Annotated in this window: 27 protein-coding genes and 1 tRNA gene; 21 read left to right on the plus strand and 7 right to left on the minus strand. The window is 30.9% G+C overall.

Annotated features, from left to right (window positions below; all coding sequences use genetic code 11):
* Nucleotides 1–61 precede the first annotated feature (61 nt).
* Nucleotides 62–910, minus strand: coding sequence for a DUF2911 domain-containing protein (locus M3P09_RS13890; protein WP_249973600.1), 849 nt, complete (start codon nucleotides 908–910; stop codon nucleotides 62–64).
* Nucleotides 911–1,123: 213 nt separating this feature from the next.
* On the opposite strand from M3P09_RS13890, the gene M3P09_RS13895 reads away from it, so the two are divergent.
* The 14 genes from M3P09_RS13895 (at nucleotide 1,124) to M3P09_RS13960 (ending at nucleotide 10,579) form a co-directional block, all read left to right on the plus strand.
* Nucleotides 1,124–1,780 carry an MIP/aquaporin family protein gene (locus M3P09_RS13895; protein ID WP_099564026.1) on the plus strand — a complete coding sequence of 219 codons (657 nt, stop codon included), beginning with the start codon at nucleotides 1,124–1,126 and terminating at the stop codon, nucleotides 1,778–1,780.
* 97 nt (nucleotides 1,781–1,877) lie between these two features.
* Nucleotides 1,878–2,534 (plus strand): TetR family transcriptional regulator C-terminal domain-containing protein, encoded by a 657-nt coding sequence (locus M3P09_RS13900; RefSeq protein ID WP_249973601.1) that lies wholly within the window; start codon nucleotides 1,878–1,880, stop codon nucleotides 2,532–2,534.
* A 6-nt stretch (nucleotides 2,535–2,540) separates the two neighbouring features.
* A complete protein-coding gene (locus M3P09_RS13905) occupies nucleotides 2,541–3,851 on the plus strand; it encodes an ABC1 kinase family protein (RefSeq protein WP_249973602.1) in 1,311 nt (436 codons plus the stop codon).
* Nucleotides 3,852–3,875: 24 nt separating this feature from the next.
* Nucleotides 3,876–5,303, plus strand: a complete 1,428-nt coding sequence (locus tag M3P09_RS13910; protein WP_249973603.1) for an SDR family oxidoreductase — start codon at nucleotides 3,876–3,878, stop codon at nucleotides 5,301–5,303.
* Nucleotides 5,304–5,371: 68 nt separating this feature from the next.
* Nucleotides 5,372–5,827 (plus strand): hypothetical protein, encoded by a 456-nt coding sequence (locus M3P09_RS13915; protein ID WP_347709813.1) that lies wholly within the window; start codon nucleotides 5,372–5,374, stop codon nucleotides 5,825–5,827.
* A gap of 77 nt (nucleotides 5,828–5,904) precedes the next feature.
* Complete coding sequence (locus tag M3P09_RS13920; protein WP_249973604.1) at nucleotides 5,905–6,129, plus strand: hypothetical protein; 225 nt, start codon at nucleotides 5,905–5,907, stop codon at nucleotides 6,127–6,129.
* 152 nt (nucleotides 6,130–6,281) lie between these two features.
* Nucleotides 6,282–6,497, plus strand: coding sequence for a hypothetical protein (locus M3P09_RS13925; RefSeq protein ID WP_099564020.1), 216 nt, complete (start codon nucleotides 6,282–6,284; stop codon nucleotides 6,495–6,497).
* Between the two features lie 19 nt (nucleotides 6,498–6,516).
* Nucleotides 6,517–7,200, plus strand: a complete 684-nt coding sequence (locus tag M3P09_RS13930; RefSeq protein WP_249973605.1) for an SDR family NAD(P)-dependent oxidoreductase — start codon at nucleotides 6,517–6,519, stop codon at nucleotides 7,198–7,200.
* Nucleotides 7,201–7,203: 3 nt separating this feature from the next.
* On the plus strand, nucleotides 7,204–7,740 hold the full coding sequence (locus tag M3P09_RS13935) for a glutathione peroxidase (RefSeq protein WP_249973606.1): 537 nt from the start codon (nucleotides 7,204–7,206) through the stop codon (nucleotides 7,738–7,740).
* A 5-nt stretch (nucleotides 7,741–7,745) separates the two neighbouring features.
* Nucleotides 7,746–7,922 (plus strand): Lacal_2735 family protein, encoded by a 177-nt coding sequence (locus tag M3P09_RS13940; RefSeq protein ID WP_143404101.1) that lies wholly within the window; start codon nucleotides 7,746–7,748, stop codon nucleotides 7,920–7,922.
* A complete protein-coding gene (locus tag M3P09_RS13945) occupies nucleotides 7,909–8,370 on the plus strand; it encodes a TspO/MBR family protein (protein ID WP_099564017.1) in 462 nt (153 codons plus the stop codon). Before M3P09_RS13940 ends, M3P09_RS13945 begins: the two co-directional genes overlap by 14 nt.
* Nucleotides 8,371–8,373: 3 nt before the next feature.
* Nucleotides 8,374–8,835, plus strand: a complete 462-nt coding sequence (locus M3P09_RS13950; protein ID WP_249973607.1) for an SRPBCC family protein — start codon at nucleotides 8,374–8,376, stop codon at nucleotides 8,833–8,835.
* A gap of 2 nt (nucleotides 8,836–8,837) precedes the next feature.
* Nucleotides 8,838–10,142 (plus strand): cryptochrome/photolyase family protein, encoded by a 1,305-nt coding sequence (locus M3P09_RS13955; RefSeq protein WP_249973608.1) that lies wholly within the window; start codon nucleotides 8,838–8,840, stop codon nucleotides 10,140–10,142.
* A gap of 77 nt (nucleotides 10,143–10,219) precedes the next feature.
* Nucleotides 10,220–10,579, plus strand: coding sequence for a SnoaL-like domain-containing protein (locus M3P09_RS13960; RefSeq protein ID WP_249973609.1), 360 nt, complete (start codon nucleotides 10,220–10,222; stop codon nucleotides 10,577–10,579).
* 117 nt (nucleotides 10,580–10,696) lie between these two features.
* Here the strand turns inward: M3P09_RS13960 and murA are convergent, their stop codons facing one another.
* From murA to M3P09_RS13975, 3 genes are all read right to left on the minus strand, one after another.
* Nucleotides 10,697–12,010 (minus strand): UDP-N-acetylglucosamine 1-carboxyvinyltransferase, encoded by a 1,314-nt coding sequence (gene murA, locus M3P09_RS13965; protein WP_099564013.1) that lies wholly within the window; start codon nucleotides 12,008–12,010, stop codon nucleotides 10,697–10,699.
* A gap of 8 nt (nucleotides 12,011–12,018) precedes the next feature.
* Nucleotides 12,019–12,663, minus strand: a complete 645-nt coding sequence (locus M3P09_RS13970) for a DUF4290 domain-containing protein (protein ID WP_099564012.1) — start codon at nucleotides 12,661–12,663, stop codon at nucleotides 12,019–12,021.
* A 66-nt stretch (nucleotides 12,664–12,729) separates the two neighbouring features.
* Nucleotides 12,730–13,023, minus strand: coding sequence for a DUF493 domain-containing protein (locus M3P09_RS13975; protein ID WP_249973610.1), 294 nt, complete (start codon nucleotides 13,021–13,023; stop codon nucleotides 12,730–12,732).
* An 89-nt stretch (nucleotides 13,024–13,112) separates the two neighbouring features.
* Here M3P09_RS13975 and M3P09_RS13980 point away from each other — a divergent pair, with 89 nt between their 5' ends.
* From M3P09_RS13980 to M3P09_RS14005, 6 genes are all read left to right on the plus strand, one after another.
* Complete coding sequence (locus M3P09_RS13980; RefSeq protein WP_249973611.1) at nucleotides 13,113–13,667, plus strand: AAA family ATPase; 555 nt, start codon at nucleotides 13,113–13,115, stop codon at nucleotides 13,665–13,667.
* Nucleotides 13,668–13,671: 4 nt separating this feature from the next.
* Nucleotides 13,672–15,576: a RecQ family ATP-dependent DNA helicase gene (locus M3P09_RS13985; RefSeq protein ID WP_249973612.1), complete on the plus strand. Its 1,905-nt coding sequence runs from the start codon at nucleotides 13,672–13,674 to the stop codon at nucleotides 15,574–15,576.
* A 10-nt stretch (nucleotides 15,577–15,586) separates the two neighbouring features.
* The gene (locus M3P09_RS13990) at nucleotides 15,587–16,417 is read left to right on the plus strand and encodes a hypothetical protein (protein ID WP_249973613.1); all 831 of its coding nucleotides are present in this window, start codon (nucleotides 15,587–15,589) and stop codon (nucleotides 16,415–16,417) included.
* A gap of 37 nt (nucleotides 16,418–16,454) precedes the next feature.
* A complete protein-coding gene (fmt, locus tag M3P09_RS13995) occupies nucleotides 16,455–17,402 on the plus strand; it encodes a methionyl-tRNA formyltransferase (protein WP_249973614.1) in 948 nt (315 codons plus the stop codon).
* A 188-nt stretch (nucleotides 17,403–17,590) separates the two neighbouring features.
* On the plus strand, nucleotides 17,591–17,863 hold the full coding sequence (locus M3P09_RS14000) for an HU family DNA-binding protein (protein ID WP_099564007.1): 273 nt from the start codon (nucleotides 17,591–17,593) through the stop codon (nucleotides 17,861–17,863).
* A 123-nt stretch (nucleotides 17,864–17,986) separates the two neighbouring features.
* Complete coding sequence (locus M3P09_RS14005; protein ID WP_099564006.1) at nucleotides 17,987–18,547, plus strand: YqgE/AlgH family protein; 561 nt, start codon at nucleotides 17,987–17,989, stop codon at nucleotides 18,545–18,547.
* Here the strand turns inward: M3P09_RS14005 and M3P09_RS14010 are convergent.
* Both M3P09_RS14010 and M3P09_RS14015 read right to left on the minus strand, forming a co-directional pair.
* The gene (locus M3P09_RS14010; protein ID WP_249973615.1) at nucleotides 18,544–19,386 is read right to left on the minus strand and encodes an aminotransferase class IV; all 843 of its coding nucleotides are present in this window, start codon (nucleotides 19,384–19,386) and stop codon (nucleotides 18,544–18,546) included. The genes M3P09_RS14005 and M3P09_RS14010 overlap by 4 nt on opposite strands.
* 66 nt (nucleotides 19,387–19,452) lie before the next feature.
* On the minus strand, nucleotides 19,453–19,845 hold the full coding sequence (locus M3P09_RS14015) for an START-like domain-containing protein (RefSeq protein ID WP_099564004.1): 393 nt from the start codon (nucleotides 19,843–19,845) through the stop codon (nucleotides 19,453–19,455).
* Between the two features lie 131 nt (nucleotides 19,846–19,976).
* Here M3P09_RS14015 and M3P09_RS14020 point away from each other — a divergent pair.
* Nucleotides 19,977–20,050, plus strand: a tRNA-Met gene (locus M3P09_RS14020).
* A gap of 75 nt (nucleotides 20,051–20,125) precedes the next feature.
* Here M3P09_RS14020 and acs read toward each other — a convergent pair.
* Nucleotides 20,126–22,033 carry an acetate--CoA ligase gene (gene acs, locus M3P09_RS14025; RefSeq protein WP_099564003.1) on the minus strand — a complete coding sequence of 636 codons (1,908 nt, stop codon included), beginning with the start codon at nucleotides 22,031–22,033 and terminating at the stop codon, nucleotides 20,126–20,128.

Below are 22,033 nucleotides of genomic sequence, written 5' to 3' on the forward strand. Positions count from 1 at the left end.
AAAGCGCAACTTTTAATAGTTGCGCTTTTTTAGAAATTCTAATAATCTAAGAAGTCTTAATTTACATCGCTCCCCATTCAGCAAGCGATTCTTTATTCATTTTTACATAATCAGCATTCCCAGCTTTTTCAGCACCAGCTAAAGAAGCTTTTGCAGCTTTAACTGCACCAGCTTTATCACCAGCTTTTGCATGAATTAAAGACTGTTGTCTTAAATACCAAAAACGTGGTTTATCTTTAGTCATGTCTACCGCTTTATCAATCCATTTTTTTGCTTTAGCAATATCCTTTCCTTCTTGTAAATAATAAACAGCTGCCGAAAAATAATCATTAGCACCAGGTCCATTCATTGCTTTCTTAATACTTGCAACTACGGCCTCATCCGTTGGCACTTCAAATTTAACACCTACATAAACATTTTCCCATATCATACCTATAACTGCCGAACTATTAGAAAGATCATCAAAACCAATAGTAAAAGTTTCTATCTTCATTGGCATTTCATAAACCTTTGCTGTTGTTTTTACTGCAACTTTAGTATCATCCCAATTTCTTGGTGTACCCCAATTACTGGCATCTGAATAAAAAATAACTTCCCACGATGTTTTTCCAGGTTTAGCAAAAATAGCATATTCTCCAGCTTTTAAAGTTGTTCCATTTATAACTACATCATCAGAAAACGTGATTTTAGTATTAGCATTTGCCCCTGTTCTCCACAATTTATCATAAGGCACTAAATCTCCAAAAATAGTACGATCTCGCATATTAGGACGTGAGTATTCTAAAGTTACATCAGTTAATCCAACTTTCTGTTCAATCTTAGTAAACGGGCTAGGTTGTGGTGTTTCAACCTGTGCATTTACCGAGTAAGCCATTGTAAATGCCATTAAAATTAATAGTAGTTTTTTCATTTTAAGTTTTTTATTAGTTAATCAATTAATTGTTTATAATCGTATAAAATTAAGGAACAAAAAATCTTTTACTGTTAACAAAAGCTTAAAATAAGAGGTTGTATATTTACACCTATAATTTGGGCGTTACCCAAAAGGGTCTGGCTTTCGGCAGTCGCTCTCTATGAGTAGCTCCAACAGAGCCTCAATCCTTAACGCAAATAAAAGTTCAGTATGAAAAAATATTACGCCGAAACATTAGGCACGTTCGCTATGGTATTCTGTGGCTGCGGTGCAATGACAATTAATGAGATTACAAACGGAAGTATTTCACATGTTGGTGTAGCTGCAACTTGGGGACTTATTGTTATGGCTATGATTTACGCTTTTGGTGAAATTTCTGGGGCTCATTTTAACCCTGCCGTTACTATTGGTTTTGCTTTTGCTAAAAAGTTTTCATGGAATTTAGTTCCCAAATATATTGTAGCACAAGCCATTGGCGCTATTTTAGCCTGTTTTATTTTATGGTTTTTATTTCCCGAAAGCCAATTTTTAGGAGAAACAACACCTGCTACCGGTTTTCCTCCTTATAAAGCTGCAATTTTAGAATTTCTTTTAACTTTCTTTTTAATGGTAGTTATTATAAATGTTTCTACTGGAAGTAAAGAAATTGGAACTATGGCAGCCATAGCTGTTGGTGGTGTTATTTTATTGGAAGCTATGTTTGCTGGTCCAATGACAAAAGCTTCTATGAATCCTATTCGTTCTATTGCTCCTGCAATTTTTACAGGTAATTTTCAATATTTGTGGCTTTACATTGCTGCTCCAATTCTAGGTGCTATTGCTGCAGTTTCTAGTTGTAAACTAGTTAAAGATGAGCAGTGTTGCTAACATTTCAACATAGATTTTAATTGCACTATATTTTATTTTGTTTAACTTTTTTTAATATTTATTAAACATTTTGTATCTTTACCATAAATAAAAAATTATGGCAAAGAAAAAATTAGTTTCAAAAAGCGATATCGTAACATTTTATATGGATTATGTGCTAGAAAATAGTCACAATCCAAAAACAGTATTCGCATTTGCCAAAGTGAATAACTTTGAAGAAGCAAAATTTTATGAACACTTTTCTTCTTTTGCAGCCATCGAAAAAGAAATTTTCTCAACCTTTTTTATTAATTCAATTAATAGCCTAAATAAAAGTGAAGATTACAAGAATTTTGAGGCGAGAAATAAATTATTAAGCTTTTACTACACTTTCTTTGAAAACCTTACAGCAAATAGAAGTTATGTTATATATGTTCTAGATAAATACAAAAAAGACCTTAAAGGGTTACAAATTTTATCTGGGTTAAAGCAGAATTTCACAGCATATATAAGTGAATTGGATATTCAAATGCTTAATATAAGTCAAGAGCAGATTGAGAAAATACAACGCAATGCACTTAAGGAATCTGCTTGGTTGCAATTATTAATTACTATAAAATTTTGGATAGAAGACACTTCTACATCCTTTGAAAAAACAGACATATTTATTGAAAAATCAGTAAATACCACATTTGATGTTATAGATATTGCTCCTCTAAAAAGTGTTATAGATTTAGGTAAATTCTTGTTTAAAGAAAAATTTCAAATGAATTAATATCGCATGAAAACTATAGATAACATACCAACTTCAAAAATTCAAAGAGCAACAAAACTAGTTTCTACTGGAGCTAAAGTTGGTGTGAACTATTTAAAATATTATGGAGACAAACTAGTAAATACCGAGGAAGAAGCTAAAAATCGCCTCAACAAAAACAATGCGTCTGACATTTATGATGGTTTAAAACAACTCAAAGGTAGTGCTCTTAAAGTGGCACAAATGTTAAGTATGGAAAAAAGCATTTTACCACAGGCCTATGTAGAAAAATTTTCTTTAGCACAATTCTCTGTACCTCCGTTATCTCCTCCTTTAGTTATAAAAACATTTAAAAAATACTTTGGAAAACACCCTAATGAATTATTCAATACTTTCAACGCAACTTCTGTTAATGCTGCAAGCATCGGTCAGGTGCATATTGCAACTAAGAATGGGAAAAAACTTGCTGTGAAAATCCAATATCCAGGAGTTGCAGAAAGTATAGCTTCAGACTTAGCTATGGTAAAACCCATAGCAATCAATATGTTTAATATTAAAGGTAAAGATTCGGATAAATATTTTAAGGAAGTAGAACACAAACTTGTAGAGGAAACTAATTACATTTTAGAAATGCAACAAAGCAAAGAAATTTCAAATGCTTGCGATCACATTGCTAATCTTAAATTTCCAAAATATTATAAAAACTTATCTTCTGAGCGCATCATTACTATGGATTATATGGAAGGTGAGCATCTTTCGGAATTCACTGCTCATAATACCAATCAGAAAAAATCAAATAAATTAGGGCAAGCGCTTTGGGATTTTTACATGTATCAAATTCATAATTTAAAAAAAGTACATGCCGACCCGCATCCAGGAAATTTTTTGATTTCTGAGGAAGGAGAATTAATTGCTTTAGATTTTGGATGTATGAAGTCCATTCCTATTGAGTTTTACACACCTTATTTTGAGCTTGCAAAGCCTGAAAACGTTGATAATGTGGAGTATTTTACTTCAAAATTATATGAACTTGAAATTCTAAAAGAAAATGACTCAGAAGAAGAATTAGAGTTTTTTACTAAAATGTTTCATGAAATGCTTAGCCTATTTACACAGCCGTTTCATCAGGAAAGTTTTGATTTCTCTAATGCTGATTTCTTCGGAAAAATTGCAGAATTAAGTGAGCGCTATTCTAAAAGTACAGATTTAAAGAAAATGAATGGAAATCGTGGTTCTAAACACTTTATATATATAAACAGAACGTTCTTTGGTCTTTATAATTTAATGTTTGATTTAAAAGCACAAAACATAAAAATCAATAATTATTTAAAGTTGTAATACATTATTAATAATAGTATAAAAATGAATATACTCGTTACTGGAACAACAGGCTATATAGGCAAGCGACTTATCCCCTTCTTACTAAATGAAGGGCACACTGTTATTTGTGTTGTACGAGATAGGTTAAGAGCAGATAAAAGTTATACTGAAGATGAGAATGTTTATGTTATTGAAGCCGATTTTTTAAAACCTGAAACATTAAAAAACATTCCAAAGAGAATTGACGTAGCATATTACTTAATACACTCTATGTCAAATTCATCAAAAGATTTTGAGCAATTAGAAGAACGCTGTGCAATAAACTTTAAAGATTACATTGAAACTACAAATGCTAAACAGGTTATATATTTAAGCGGCATTACAAACGAAGATAAACTCTCAAAACATTTACGTTCTCGTAAAAATGTAGAACATCAATTAACTTCAAAAAAATATGCGCTTACTATCTTTAAATCTGGTATTATAGTTGGCTCAGGAAGCTCATCATTTGAAATTATAAGAGATCTAGTGGAAAAACTTCCATTTATGATTGCACCAAAGTGGTTAAACACCAAAACACAACCTCTTGCAGTAAGAGATGTATTAGCGTATTTAACTAAGGCAGCTGGCAATGAAGCACTTTACAACATAAAATGTGATGTTTTTGGTCCAGAAATAATTACTTACAAGGAGATGCTCATGCAATTTGCAGAAGTACGTAAACTTAAACGCAGCATTATAACTGTTCCCGTAATGACTCCAAAGCTATCGTCTTATTGGCTATACTTTGTTACATCAACATCATATAAACTAGCGACTTCATTAGTAGACAGTATGGGTGTTCAAATTATAGGAAAACCAAGTAATATTAATGATCTTCTTGATGTTAATCCACTAAGCTATAAGGAAGCAGTAGAACTAGCTTTTGAAAAAATTGAACAAAACAGTATTATATCTAGTTGGAAAGATTCTATGGTTAGCAGTGGTAGGTTACGCAATAATTTGCATAAATATATTAACGTTCCAAAATTTGGTTGTTATAAAGATTATAAAGAACGTCCCATTATAAACTCAGAAAACACAGTAGAAAAAATTTGGAGCATTGGTGGGAAAAATGGATGGTATTACGGTACATTTCTTTGGCGAATTAGAGGCTATATTGATAAGCTTTTTGGTGGTATTGGTTTGCGAAGAGGACGCACTAGCTCAACAGAACTATATGCAGGCGATGCCTTAGACTTCTGGCGTGTTATTTTTGCAAATAAATCACAGCAAAAACTTTTGTTGTATGCCGAAATGAAATTACCAGGAGAAGCATGGCTAGAGTTTAAGATAGAAGACGACTTACTTAAACAAACCGCCACTTTTAGACCCCGTGGACTTTGGGGGCGCCTATATTGGTACAGCGTATTACCATTTCATGGTTTTATCTTTAATGGTATGATTAACAAACTTACCAAAGGACGATAAATTATTCTTATAACCCAATAAATTATTTTGTTTAACTTTTTTAGTTTAATATTAAACATTTTGTATATTTGAGTTATAAAGATGATTTAATGATTTTAAACACTACAAAATATAGTAAAAAGCACAAACAAATCTTAAACGATTTGGTTGGTAAATCTTTTTCGTTTTTAGAATCGTTGAAAATGAAAGGTGTTGGCTCAAAACGTATGATAATTGGTGAAGTAAGTCCAAATTTGATTACATATATGAATACAGTTTCAGATATAAATTATGGTAATATAGAATTACGAAAGCATGGTATCTTAATTTTTATAAATAAAGGGCTTAAAAATTTCACTTGGGCTATACCCTACTACCATCTGGTAATGTATAAAACTAATGGAGCTAGTATTCATGCGCAAGGAAAATTTATTCATTTTAAAAACACAAAAACGTTTAAAGAGAATAAACGCTTTTTTAATAAAATGCTAAACGAAAAAATAAAATACGACGAACAATACAATTTTCAAAATATAGTGCTTTGATTAATACTAAATATTAAAACAGCACATAAAAATATTATGCAAAACAGAATAATAAAATTATTTAAACAATTAGTATTATGGATTTAATTAACAGAGCATTAGAATTTGAACAAAGAAAAATGAGATCTCTTTCAACCAGCGATCGTGTAAAAATTTCAAGAGAAGCTAAAGCGCTAATCTTAGATTTAAATCAAATCTATAAGACTAAAAAAGATCAAAGCATTATGGACATTATGAAACGTTTAACAATTATTAAAAGAAAAGTTGAAAAGCGACTAAAAGGTGCTCCTTTAAGAGTATAACTATTAAAAATTAGTACTCCTTGAGATTAAATATTAAATTTTATCTAATAAATCCTAATAAAAATAGTTAATCTGCTATATTTTATTATATTGCGCAACTGTCTAAAATTTTAGACACTTCACATAACAATAAAGTAAGATTAAAAAAAATTATGGAGATTATTGACAAGGCTTTAGAATTTGAACAACGCAAACACACTTTTAAAACAACTAGTGAGCGTATCGAATCTTCTAGAGAAGTTAAAAGCTTAATACTAAGTTTAAATGATATATATAAAAAAGATAAAGATCCTGAAATCATGGATTTAATGAAACGTTTAACAGTTATTAAACAAAAAATTGAAAAACGGCTGAAGGGTAGGCCATAAAAAAATTGCCCTGAAACCTATGAAAACAATAATAATAGTTGGAGGTAGTAAGGGCATTGGAAAAGCTATTATAAATAGCTTAATAAAGTACTGCAATGTTATAAATATAAGCAGAAGTATTCCAGAAATATCGCATAACAATCTAACCCACCATAAATGCGACATTACTATAAATGAATTACCAAATATTGATGCCGCCGATGCATTAATTTACTGCCCTGGAAGCATTAATTTAAAACCTTTTTCTAAACTAAGTATTAATGATTTTAAAAGTGATTTTGAAATTAATTTACTTGGTGCGGTAAAGGCTATTCAAAAGTACCTTCCTATTCTTAAAAACGGAAGCAAACCAGCTATTGTGTTATTTAGTAGTGTAGCTACAAAGTTAGGAATGCCATACCATGCTAGTATTGCTGTTGCAAAATCTGGTGTTGAAGGTTTAGTGAAATCTTTAGGAGCAGAATTAGCCCCGATACTACGTATTAATGCCATAGCTCCTACGGTAACAAATACTCCATTAGCTTCTAAATTACTGAGAAACGACAGAATGGTAGAAAACATTACAGAGCGACATCCGCTTAAAAAATTTTTATCACCTGAGGAAGTAGCAGATATGGTAGAATTTTTAATATCAAATAAAGCGGCTTCTATATCAGGACAAGTTTTTGAAATGGATTGTGGGATAGTAAATTTTAAAATTTAGCCAATGAATCCTATAAAAACATTTTTCGCCACCTTAAGTTCTAAATCTTCAGAAAAGAAAATGGATATTGACACCATTTATGATATTAAAATTGATAATCTTAATGGTATTCAAATGGATTTATCTGAGTATAAAGGAAAATATATACTCATAGTAAATGTAGCTTCTAAATGTGGATTTACATCTCAATATAAAGACCTTCAAAGTTTGCATGAACAATTTGAAAACAAAATTCAGGTGCTCGGTGTACCTTGTAATCAATTTGGAGGGCAAGAACCTGGTAAAGCAGAAAATATAATGTCTTTTTGTAAAATAAATTATGGAGTCACTTTTCCAATAACAAGAAAGGTTGATGTTAAAGGCAAACACCAACATCCGCTATATACTTGGTTAACTAACAAAATAAATAACAACGTTAAAGATTCTTCAGTTAAGTGGAATTTTCAAAAATATTTGATTGATCCAGACGGTAATCTAGTAAATTACTATTTATCCTCCACCAACCCATTAAGCTCTAAAATTGTAAAACATTTAAAATAAAAGCTATGTTCAGACTGTTTAAAAAGAAAACAAAAAAAGAAAAATTAGAAAATTTATTTAAAAAACTAATGCAAGAGTGGCATGACCTTTCAACCGTTAATAGAGCCGCAAGTGACCAAAAATTTGCAGAAGCACAAAAGATTGCTGAACAAATAAACGCTATGAAAAATGAAGCTGCTTAAATATATTATTCTTTTTCTAATAGTAAATTTTGGTGCACTATATATTGGTAATTTATTAATGAATAATGGACCACAAACAGACTGGTATATTAACTTAAACAAAGCTCCTTGGACTCCTCCAGGATGGGTATTTGGCGCAGCCTGGACTTTAATTATGATTTGCTTTTCTATATACATGGCTTTTCTTTTTAAATTAAATTTCGATAAAAAAGTTTTTCTTTTATTTACTGTACAGTTTATCCTTAATGTCATTTGGAATTATATTTTCTTTAATCAACACTTAATAACATTAGGCCTTATTGTTATTATGCTCTTAACTGCTATTGTAAGTATATTTCTTTATGATTATAAAAAAGTTTTGGAATTAAAAAGTATTTTAATTCTACCCTATTTTATTTGGCTTTGTATTGCAACTTCATTAAACATGTACATTTTAATACATAATTAATACATGAAAATTTATCGTTTACATAAAAAACAAAACTTACCTATAACCGCAGATGATGCATGGAACTTTCTATCCAATCCTAAAAATTTAAAAACAATAACGCCAGATTATATGGGGTTTAATATTTTATCTGGAGCTGATAGACCTATGTATGCAGGACAAATTATTCAATATATAGTTACACCTATTTTAGGATTAAAAACTAAATGGGTAACCGAAATAACACATGTAGTAGACAAACAATACTTTGTTGATGAGCAACGCTTTGGCCCATATGCTTTATGGCACCATAAACATTTTATTAAGACAATAAATAATGGTGTAGAAATAGAAGATATTATAGATTATAAAGTTCCATTTGGTTGGCTTGGTCAACTGGTTCACCCTGTATTGGTTAAGCCTAAACTTGAAGAAATTTTTAATTACAGAACAAAAAAATTAGAAGAATTATTTGGCAAGTATTAAAGATGAAAAATTCTGTCAATATATTTTGGTTTCGCCGTGACTTAAGATTAGATGATAATGTTGGTCTATTTCATGCCTTAAAAGGAGATCACCCTGTATTGCCCATATTCATTTTTGATTCAGAAATACTGGATAGACTACAAAAAAAAGATGCTCGGGTTACATTTATTTATAAAACGCTACAAAGCATGCGCAATATATTGCAAAATGATAACAATAGTAGTATAGCAATCTATTATGGCAAACCAATAGATGTATATAAAGATTTAATTAATGAATATAATATTAGTACGGTGTATACAAATCATGATTATGAACCGTACGCAAAAAAACGTGATGAAAAAATTAAGTCTTTTTTAATTAAAAATAATATTGAATTTAAAACTTATAAAGATCAAGTTATTTTTGAAAAAGACGAGGTTACAAAAAAAGACGGTAACCCATATTTAGTATACACTCCTTATATGAAAACTTGGAAAGAAAAATTTAAGTCGAATGATTTAAATTTTTACCATTCTAATCCCTGCTTAAATAATCTAATAAAAAACAAAAAGTTACCCAACATAAGTTTGCTGGATATTGGTTTTAAAAAATCTAATCAAAAAATTATCTCATACACAGTTACCCCCACTCTAGTACAAAATTATGAAAGCACTAGAAATTTTCCTGCTAAAGATACAACATCTCGTCTGGGTCCACATTTACGTTTTGGAACAGTAAGTATACGGAAAATGATTAAAAAAGCTATTGCAGAAAAGAATGAAATATTTTTGCAAGAACTTATTTGGCGTGAGTTTTTTATGCAAATTTTATGGCATTTCCCGCATACAGAGAATAAAAGTTTTAAACCAAAATACGATCGCATACAATGGCGCAATAACGAAAAAGAATTTAAAATATGGTGTGAAGGAAAAACGGGCTACCCTTTAGTTGATGCAGGTATGAGACAACTTAATGCAACCGGTTTTATGCATAACCGGGTGCGCATGCTTGTTGGCAGTTTTCTATGTAAGCATCTACTTATAGATTGGCGTTGGGGAGAAGCATACTTTGCTGAAAAACTTCACGATTACGAAATGGCAAGTAACATTGGTAACTGGCAATGGGTTGCAGGATGTGGTGTTGATGCCGCACCCTATTTTAGAATTTTTAACCCAACTACACAAATTCAAAAGTTTGATAAAAACCTAGCATATATTAAAAATTGGGTTCCTGATTTTCAAGAACTTACTTACTCTACTCCAATGGTAGATCATAAATTTGCTAGAGAGCGTTGTTTAAAAACTTACAAAGAAGCTCTTAGCTAAAAACGATAACATTTCTTTAATATAAATTAATTGACTAATTACTTAACTTTAAACTTTAATTATAAATTTTAAAAGTTATGAATACTCAAGACGTAGCAAATCAATGGGCGCAATTGTGTCGAGAAGGTAAAAACATGGAATGCATAGAACAATTATATGGCGATAATGTTGTTAGTAAAGAAATGCCAGGATATCCAGAAGAAGTAGTATCTGGTAAACAAAATGTTTGGAATAAAAGTAAAGAATGGTTAGATAATGTTCAAGAGTTTCATGGTGGAGACATTTCAGATCCTGTAGTCGCTGGTAATCATTTTACAAGTAAAATGGCTTTTGATGTTACTTTTAAAGATCGAGGTAGGCAACAAATGGAAGAAGTTTGTGTATTTGAAGTCAACAATGGTAAAATTGTTAGCGAGCAATTTTTCTATACTATGTAGTTGCTTCAAATAAGCTTTGAAATAATCAATAATGTTATTTTTAATCATTCCAACTAAAAACTAAAAAGCTTCAATGTTCTATACATTGAAGCTTTTACTTTATAATAACTTGTTATTTTAAGCTTTAACACGTTCAATACGAGCACCTATAGCACGTAAACGCTCATCAATATTTTCGTAACCTCTATCAATCTGTTCAATATTCATAATTGTAGATGTTCCTTTAGCAGAAAGCGCAGCGATTAATAATGAAACTCCAGCACGAATATCTGGAGAGGTCATAGTTGTAGCTTTTAGAGTCGATTTAAAATCGTGCCCAATAACCGTAGCACGATGTGGGTCGCAAAGTATTATTTTTGCTCCCATGTCAATCAATTTATCCACAAAAAACAAGCGACTTTCAAACATTTTTTGGTGCACTAAAACACTTCCTCTGGCTTGAGTAGCTACTACTAATATGATACTTAACAAATCTGGTGTAAATCCAGGCCAAGGAGCGTCAGAAATAGTTAAAATAGATCCATCAATATAGCTTTGTATTTCATAACCATCAGTATGCGCAGGAATATGAATATCATCGCCTTGTCTTTCAACAGTAATTCCTAATTTTCTAAATACGCTTGGAATAACACCTAAATCGTCCCAACTTACATTAGTAATTGTTAGCTCACTTTTGGTCATAGCCGCTAGACCAATCCAACTTCCAATTTCAATCATATCAGGAAGCATTCTATGCTCTGTACCTTCTAAGCTATTTACACCGTCAATAATCAGCATATTAGAACCAATACCGCTAATTTTAGCCCCCATTCTATTAAGCATTTTGCATAATTGCTGTAAATACGGTTCGCAAGCAGCATTATATATAGTAGTCTGTCCTTCGGCTAAAACGGCAGCCATAACAATATTTGCTGTTCCAGTAACTGAAGCTTCTTCAAGTAACATGTAAGTCCCTTTTAACTTATCAGCTTCAACTCCATAGAAATGGTCTTCTCTACTATATCTAAATTTAGCGCCAAGTTTAATAAAGCCCTCAAAATGAGTATCTAATCGACGTCTTCCAATTTTATCTCCTCCAGGTTTAGGTATATAACCTTTCCCAAAACGAGCTAATAAAGGCCCTACAATCATTATAGATCCTCGAAGCCCCTTACCGTCTTCTTTAAATTCTGGGGATTCTAAATATTTTAAGTTAAGATTATCTGCTTGAAAAGTATAAGTGCCTTGAGATTGTTTTTCTATTTTAACACCTAGTTTTTTTAATAAACTAATAAGCTTATTAACATCTACTATATCTGGTATATTATGTATTGTAACAAGTTCTGGGGTTAATAAAACGGCGCATAAAATTTGTAACGCTTCATTTTTTGCTCCTTGTGGCTGTATACTTCCTTTTAATTGATGACCGCCTTCAATTTTAAATATTTCCATAAATAAACTTAATAACGTTTTCTTTGGCGATTATTTGAATTCTTCTTTTGATGCCCCTTTTTGTTATTACTATATTTGGTCTTGGTACGCATTAAGCTAGATGAGGCTGATAAATCTTCTTCAGAATTTCGTAAATCAATTTTACCATTTGACAACTCAAATAAGTGATTAAAAATAACGGCATCTTCTACCGTATCTTTATTCCAATTTAAAAAACACTTTTTCATGTGATTAGCAATAGTAAATAATAAAGCATTTTTAAGTTCACTTTCTTCCCATGTATTTGCAACATCAATCATGGTTTTTATATTGTTTCCATAAAAACGATATTTAGGGTGATTCTGTGGGTATTTTAAAGGCTCCGGTCCTTCTTCAAGAAGTTCCTTTGAAGGTTTAGGAAAAGGAGAATCTGCGTCCAATTCGAAATTAGACATGATAAAAAGTTGATCCCATAATTTATGTTGAAAATCTGGAACATCTCTTAAATGAGGTTGCATATTTCCCATCACAGAAATTATAGCTTTAGCTAATTTATTACGTTCTTCCTTTGTTTCTCTCGTTTTAGCATGATTAATCATTTTTTGCATGTGACGCCCATATTCTGGAATGATTAAATGCTCACGCTCTGTGTTGTATTCTAAATCGTCTATCAAAATAAATGTGTAGAGTTATAAGTTTTTGCATGTAGTTGTTATGCTAGCGCAAAATACAAAAAAAAACTAAAGGCTTATAACACCTTCTACTTTTTCTGCTACTTCTTTATACTTTTCAATTACTGCACCAGGATTTCGCATAAGTAAGTTAATAGATACACTTGTGTATTTTCCGTTTTTTGATTCAGTAGTAGTTATTACTGCTCCCATATTATCAAAAATAGCTTCAAGTTTAGCTATTTTTTCTAAATCTGATTTTACAATAAACTTATACAGGTATTCTGCAGGCCAACTAGCCGTTTCGTGCAATTGTGTTTTTAATTTTTCGTAGAATTCTTCCGAATTTGGAGGTGTGCTCATAATTATTTAATAAGACGCAAAGATACTGTTTATTTGTATTTTTTTTATACAAGTTAAATCACGAATTTTACAGTCAAAATATTATCAATTTGGATACTAAAAAAATTGTTATTACTGGTAGTGCAGGCACTGGGAAAACCTCAGTTATTAATGCTTTAAAAACAAAAGGTTTTTTTTGTTTTGAAGAAGTTATAAGAATATTAACCTTGGAAGCTAAGGGTGAGGTAGATCCTTCTTCTCATATTTCTAACCCCATTGCATTTGCAAATGATCCTTTAGATTTTAATACACGATTATTAAATGGGCGCATTGAACAATTTAAACAAGCAAATTCTATAAATAAAGAATTAAACTTTTTTGATCGTGGTATTCCAGATGTTTTAGCCTATATGGATTATTTCAATCAGGACTATGGAGACTTATTTACAAAGGCTTGCAAAGAATACATCTATTCTACCGTTTTTTTACTTCCGCCTTGGAAAGCTATTTACAAAACAGATAATGAACGGTTTGAAACTTTTGAAGAAGCTGTAAAAATTCATGACCACTTGGTTATTACTTATAAAAAATTTGGGTATAATATTATTGAAGTTCCTTTTGGAACTATTGAAGAGCGAACAAACTATATTATAAACCATATTTAAAACGGTGACGCATCCTATAAACATATTAGAACGTTATTGGAAATTTACCGAGTTTAAACCCAACCAAGAAGCTATTATTAATGCCGTACTTGATGGTGAAGACACTTTTGCTTTATTACCAACTGGAGGCGGAAAGTCGCTGTGCTTTCAAATTCCAGCTTTAGCAAAAAAAGGCATTTGCATTGTTATTTCTCCATTAATTGCGTTAATGAAAGATCAAGTACAACAACTTAGCAACAAAGGTATTAAAGCTTTAGCCATTACAAGTGGTATTTCGTATAACGAATTAGATACGCTTTTAGATAATTGTATTTACGGAAATTACAAATTTTTATACCTTTCGCCCGAACGTTTACAGCAAGAGTTAGTACAAGATCGTATTAGACAAATGCATGTAAACTTAATTGCTGTTGATGAAGCACATTGTATCTCGCAATGGGGAAGCGATTTTAGACCTGCTTATAAAAACATTACTACTTTACGTCAAATACAACCTAGTGTAAATGTAATCGCTTTAACAGCTTCGGCAAAACCAGAAGTTATTGAAGATATTGCTAAAGAGCTCGAATTTATTCAACCTAAAATATTTAAACAATCGTTTTTCAGATCCAATCTAGCGTACATGGTATATCATGAAAACGATAAATATTATCGTATTGAGAGCATTTTAAAAAAATATAAAGCGTCGTCAATTATTTATGTTAGAAACAGAAAACTGACGCTAGAAGTATCCTCTTTTTTAGCATCAAAAAAAATTACGGCAACACATTATCATGGTGGTCTTTCAAATGACGAAAAAAACACAAATATGTCTGCTTGGTTAAACAACCAAAAACAAGTTATAGTTGCAACAAATGCGTTTGGTATGGGTATTGATAAACCAGATGTAAAAACAGTTATTCATTTAAATTTACCAGAAAGTATAGAAAGTTATTTTCAAGAAGCTGGTCGTGCTGGCAGAAATGGCAGTAAAGCTTTTGCTGTTATTTTAAAAAATAATAGTGATGCCGTTTTGGTTAATAATCAGTTTTTAAAGGTTTTACCTACTGTAAGCTTTGTAAAACAAGTTTACAGAAAACTGTGTAGTTATTTTCAAATTTCATATGGTGAAGGCATGTATAGCACATATGATTTTGATTTTAATACATTCTGTAAAGCATATAATTTTAGCCCTGTTTTAAGCTATAACGCTTTATTGCTTTTAGATAGAAATAGTATTATTACATTATCTAAGCAGTTTAAAAACAATGTAAAGGTTCAGTTTATTATTTCAAGCTCAGCCTTATTTAATTATCTAGAAACACATAAAGAATTCAATATTATAGTAAAATCGATACTTAGAATGTATGGTGGTATTTTTGATCATGTTACAAAAATTGATTTAAACCGTATTGTAGATAAGGCTTCGGTTACAGAATCTCAACTTATTCATGTTTTACAGGAATTAGAGAACAGTCAAATTATCACTCTAAATTTGGCAAAAACTGATGCTCAAATCACTTTTATTCAGCCACGCGAAGACGATAAAACGATTAATCGAATTGCTACAATTATTGAACAACAAAATAAACTTAAACAACAACAAGTTAAAAGTATACTTGAGTATGTGGAAAACAATACGATTTGTAAAAGCATGCAGCTACTTAATTATTTTGGTGAGAAAAACATAAAACCTTGTGGTATATGTTCTGTTTGTACTGAAACTAAAAAAAACCATAAACCTCAAGATATTAATACATTAAAAAAACGTATTATAGAATTACTAGAAAACGGTGACCTTTCATCTAGAATAATTAGTACTACTTTAAATTGTTCAGAAAAAGACGTTAAAACCGTTTTAAAGTTGTTATTAGAACATAACATTATTACTATTACACAAACAAACACATATAAATTAAGTCATTTATAATTAAACACTTATGAAAGTTTTAATATCTATTTTAAGTTTATTCTTTTTTATTGAAAACTCTTTTTGTCAAGACAAACTAGTTAGAGATAAAGTTTTAGCAGAAGCATATTTATTGTATAATTCTGAAAAAGCATCATGGAATGGAACCGATATTTTTCTTGAAAAGTTTCCTCAAAAAAGAGAGCTCATTGGAGGTTATTTATCTTATTCAGAAAGTGATTTACATAACTGTATTTTTTTTGACAAATCTGAAGACCCAAATTTACTAGCAAAAATAAGTTTTAATGGAAGTTTTAATATCGAGAAAGCTAAAATTGATACTGTCCAAAGAAAGCTAAACCGTCTTGAAAAGGATTTATTTACAATCAGGCAAGTAGCATTAAAAGAAATAAATCAAGACACTATATTTAAAACGTATAAAAACACTAATCTAAATCCAATCCCAATAATAATAAATAAAGAAAAAAAGGTGTTTATTTTAACTGGCCCACAAATTTCAGGAGTTGTTGTTTTGGGGAATGATTATTTACTAACATTTAATAAAAACAATAAACTCAAAAACAAGAAAGCTATACATAAAAATATAATCCCAATCGAGTATAACGAAAAAACAGATGATGCTGTAACAATGCACACTCACCTAGAGTCAACCGGAGACATCATAACTTCAACAGATTTATGCACTTTAATGTTATACAAAGATTATTTAAATTGGAAACAACACATAGTTATCTCAAATAAAAAGGTATCACTATGGAGTTTTGATAATGAGCATTTAATGATAATGGCTAAAAAAGCCTGGGAAAAAATATCAAATTTTAAAAAAGAAAAGAAGGATTAGTCAATTTGGTTCATCTAACAGTTAAACAAAATTAATTATGAGAAACTTAAAAATTGTTTTTATGGGTACACCAGATTTTGCTGTTACTACTTTAAAAACATTAGTAGAAAACAATTATAATATTGTTGGTGTTATTACAGCCCCAGACAAGCCTGCAGGACGTGGAAGAAAACTTAACGAAAGTGCAGTAAAGCAATATGCAAAATCTGCTGGTTTAAACATTTTGCAACCAACCAATTTAAAAAACGATGATTTTATAGATGAATTAGAAGCATTAAAAGCTAATCTTCAAATAGTAGTGGCATTTAGAATGCTACCAAAAGTAGTTTGGCAAATGCCTAAATATGGTACGTTTAATTTACATGCGTCATTATTACCAAATTACCGTGGAGCTGCACCAATTAATTGGGCTATTATTAATGGTGAAACCAAAACTGGGGTCTCAACATTTTTTATTGATGAAAAAATTGATACAGGCGAAATGATTCTTCAAGAAGAAATTCAAATCGATTCAGAAGAAAACGCTGGAAGCTTACATGATAAACTAATGAGTGTTGGAAGCAAACTAGTTTTAAAGACTGTTTCTTTAATTGAACAAGATAAAGTAAAAACAAGGCCTCAAATTGATTCTAATGATATTAAAACAGCTTATAAGCTGAATAAAGATAATTGCAAAATTAATTGGAACGACTCCTTAATAAATATATACAATAAAATTCGTGGTTTAAGTCCTTATCCAGCAGCTTGGAGTACTTTAATTAATGGAGGTGAAGAATTAAGCATTAAAATTTATAAAGCTGAAAAAGAAAGTATGTCTCATTCTTTAAATACAGGAGTTGTTATTTGTAATAAAAAGGAATTAAAGGTTGCTACTCCAAATGGTTACATTATTATAAAAGAAATTAAGCTTCCTGGTAAACGAACTATGGATGTAAAATCGCTTTTAAATGGATATACATTTAGCGCTAATGCCAAAATGCTCTAAACCCTTATTCTCACTCATATTTTAAAAACATCGACAAAATACATGTCCTTTATTAACAAAAGTATTAAGTTATCAACAATAGCATGTATTTCCCTTGCTATTACTTGCGTGGTTGCATAATCCGTATAAATTTGTAGAGGATTTAACAAAAATGTTTAACCAATTTATTAATAATTAAATTTTATATTATGAACAAAACAGATTTAATCGACGCAATGGCAGAACACGCAGGAATTACTAAAGCAGCTGCAAAAAAAGCTTTAGAATGCGCAATCATTGAAATTGAAGGAGCTTTACAAAAAGGTAACAGAGTTTCTTTAGTAGGATTTGGATCTTGGTCAGTTTCTAGAAGAGCTGCAAGAGAAGGAAGAAACCCTCAAACAGGAGCAACTATCAAAATCAAAGCTAAAAACGTAGTGAAGTTTAAAGCTGGATCTGATTTATCAAGTGCAGTAAACTAATATTTACTTCAAATATATTCTTTAAATGCCTTCAATTGTTGAAGGCATTTTTTGTTGATTATATACAAACAGTTGCATTTTTGATAAATAAATATTAGATTTAGTTACTAATTCCTCAAAAAAATGACTACATCTAAACCAAGAAAAGGCGATTTGTTAATCGCAGAACCTGCCATAATTGGAGATGTTTCTTTTAACCGCTCTATAGTTTTACTTGCAGATCACTCACATGAAGGTTCAATAGGTTTTATACTTAATAAACCTTTAGAATATACCATTAGCGATTTGGTTCCAGAAGTTGAAGCTAATTTTAAAGTATATAATGGTGGGCCTGTAGAACAAGATAATCTCTATTTTATTCATAAAGTACCACAATTAATACCTGAAAGTATTGAAATTTCTTTGGGTATTTATTGGGGAGGTGATTTTAGTAAAGTAGCAGAGCTTATTACAAATGGCTCTATAAAAGAAAGTGATATTCGTTTTTTTCTAGGATATTCTGGTTGGGAAATCAATCAATTGGATGAAGAACTAAAAGCAAATTCATGGGTAGTTACAAGTAATGTATATAAAGAACACATTATTGAAAAAGATTACGAGTCGTTTTGGAAAGAAAAAATGCTAGAATTTGGTGGTGAATACAGCATTTGGTCTAATGCGCCAGAAAATCCAAACTACAACTAGCTTAATCTTATTTTTACATTTAATTTTTGTAGTAACATTTTAGAAACTTCCTTACTAAAAGTCTTTTTTCTATATTTTGTTACCGGTTGAATTCCAACAATAACATTTGTTATAAAAATTTCATCTGCTTTTTGAAGCTCAAATGGAGATATAGACGCTTCTACTATTTCGTATTCAGGAATTGCTTTTACAATTTCAATAAGTTGTTTTCTCATAACACCCTTTAAACAACCATCAATGATTGGAGGTGTTTTTATCACATTATCTTTTAAAACAAAAACATTTCCATTTAATGCTTCAATTACATGTTTATTTGTATTTAAAACTAAACAATTATTTAGATTATTTTCTTTTGCATAAATGCTTCCAACTACATTGATAGCTTTATTGTTTGTTTTTAAAGTGGATAGTAAAGTAGGTGAAATATAATAGTCTTTAAATAAGTCGACTTCATAAAATTCATCTTTAAACAAATAAAAATCTTCTTGGATAATTTGTGCTGTTATAATAAAATCAACCGTATTATTATCTGGTAAATATAAGCCCCCTTCGTTTCTCTGAACCAATAATTTAACACGAGCTGATGCTTGTTCTAGTTTATTAGCAGCTAATGTTTTTTTAATTTGATCTTCAAGAAACTCCATGGTGAAATTCATAGGAATTTCCATACGCATAATACGCATTGAAGCCATTAATCTAAAGTAATGGTCTTCCCAAAAAAGGACTTTACCATAAGGTGTTTTAATGGTTTCAAAAAGTGCATCGCCATAATTAAATCCACGGCTATATATAGATAATTTAGAATCAGATTCTAAAATTTGTTCATTAAAATTTATCATAAAAATAATCCCACTCTAATTTAAATTAAGAGTGGGACAAATATAATTGATTTATATATTATTTAATTAAGCAGAGCCTAATACTTGCTTTAAACTAGAAATTTGATTTTCCCAAAGCATTTTAGCTTCTTCAACTTCATCGTCATCTGCAAAATCAGTTACCATTAACGATACATCTTTAGTAATTTCATCTACTTGAATTCTAATTTCAAAATAACAAGAGGCACCATCTTCTTCATCATTTAACCATCTAAATTTTATACGCTCTCCACTTTTCTTGCTTAACAGTTTAGCTTGCTCTTCGCTATCATCCCAAATAAAAGTGAATAATTCCCCTCTAGAGTTTACATTATCAGAAAACCATTCAGATAGACCTGAGGGTGTAGAAATATATTGATATAATAATTGTGGTGATGCGTGTATTGGAAATTCAATTTCAAATTTAACTTTATCGTCCATAAGTGCTGTAAAATTTATGAAGCTCAATATATACATTAATTGATAAGTTTTACAATATTTTTTAATAATATTTTACGCAAGTAAAGTTTGTTGACAATAATATTGTTTTTATATTTGCAGCCTTAAATTACGGCGAGGTAGCTCAGTTGGTTAGAGCGTCGGATTCATAACCCGGAGGTCGGGGGATCGTGCCCCCCTCTCGCTACAAAGAAAAACCCAAGATTTAAAGTCTTGGGTTTTTTCTTTTAATTATATTATGTAACAAACTTATTAAGCAGCCTTATAAAGCATTATCCATAATATCCTGCACTACTTCAGGGTTTAACAATGTTGAAGTATCTCCTAAGTTACTTGTATCTTTACAAGCAATCTTTCTTAGAATGCGCCTCATAATTTTTCCTGACCGCGTTTTTGGCAGTCCACTTGTAAACTGTATTTTATCAAGTTTGGCTATAGGGCCAATGTGTTCGGTTATTATTTGATTTATTTCTTTTCGTAAATTAGTTTGATCTCTACTTTCTCCTGAGTCCTTTAAAATCACATAGCCATACAAAGCATTTCCTTTAACATCATGAGGGAAACCAACAATGGCAGATTCTGCAACTGCAGGGTGTTCATTTATAGCATCTTCAATCGGTGCTGTACCTAAATTGTGGCCTGATACTATAATTACATCATCTACTCTACCCGTAATCCTGTAATAACCAACCTCATCTCGTAAAGCCCCATCGCCTGTAAAATATTTGTCTTTATAAGCTGAAAAATAAGTGTCTTTATATCTTTTATGGTTACCCCAAATTGTTCTTGCCATACTTGGCCAAGGAAACTTTATACATAATCTTCCATCAACTTGATTTCCTTTTAGTTCTTCTCCATTTTCATCCATCAATGCAGGTTGAATCCCTATAAATGGCAAAGTAGCATAAGTAGGTTTTGTAGGCGTTACAAAAGGAATTGGAGTAATCATAATACCTCCTGTTTCTGTTTGCCACCAAGTATCTACTATTGGGCTTTTCTTTTTACCAACATTATCGTTATACCAATGCCAAGCTTCTTCATTTATCGGTTCTCCAACAGAGCCTAGTACTTTAAGAGATGATAAATCATATTTTTCTACCAATTCTAAACCTTGCTTTGCTAAAGCTCTAATGGCTGTTGGTGCTGTATAAAATTGATTCACTTGGTGCTTATCTACAATTTCCCAAAAGCGACCAAAATCTGGATAACTTGGAACCCCTTCAAACATAACTGTTGTTGCTCCATTTGCTAAAGGCCCATAAACAATATAACTGTGTCCCGTTATCCAACCTATATCAGCTGTGCACCAATACACATCATTTTCTCTATATTGAAATACATTTTTAAATGTATAAGCTGTATAAACCATATAGCCTCCAGTGGTATGTACCATTCCTTTTGGTTGACCTGTAGATCCTGAGGTATATAAAATAAACAAAGGGTCTTCTGCTTTCATCACTTCAATTTCACATTTGTTTGAAGCTTCATCTAATAACGGTTGTAACCATTTATCACGACCAGATTTCATTTGTATATCCGAATGAATTCGTTTTGCTACTAATACTGTATTTACTCCTGAGCAGCTTTCTAAAGCTTCATCAACAATACCTTTTAAATCAATTGTTTTTGACCCTCGGTAAGACCCGTCGCTAGTTATTACCATTTTACAATCACTATCATTGATTCTTGTTGATAATGCTGTAGCAGAAAATCCTGCAAATACCACCGAATGGATGGCGCCAATTCTGGCACATGCTAAAACAGAAATAGCCAGTTCTGGAATCATAGGTAAATAGATACAAACACGGTCGCCTTTAGCAACTCCCTGAGCTTTTAATACGTTTGCAAATTTATTAACGCGCTTATGCAGTTGATTATAGGTAATATGTTCAGCCTCCTCAGAAGGATCATTGGGTTCAAACAAAATAGCCGTTTTATTACCGCGTGTGGCTAGATGCCTATCAATACAGTTTTCAGTAATATTAAGCTCTGCACCTTCAAACCACTTAACTTCAGGTTTTGTAAAATCCCAGCTTAATACTTTATCCCACTTTTTTTGCCACATAAAATGTTCTTCGGCTACTTCTTCCCAAAAATTCTCAGGTTCGCGTACAGATTTTCTATAAACTTGATAGTATTCTTCTAAATGTTTTATGTGATAATTACTCAT

Source organism: Jejuia spongiicola (assembly GCF_023502325.1).
In the GTDB taxonomy this organism is placed as follows: domain Bacteria; phylum Bacteroidota; class Bacteroidia; order Flavobacteriales; family Flavobacteriaceae; genus Wocania_A; species Wocania_A spongiicola.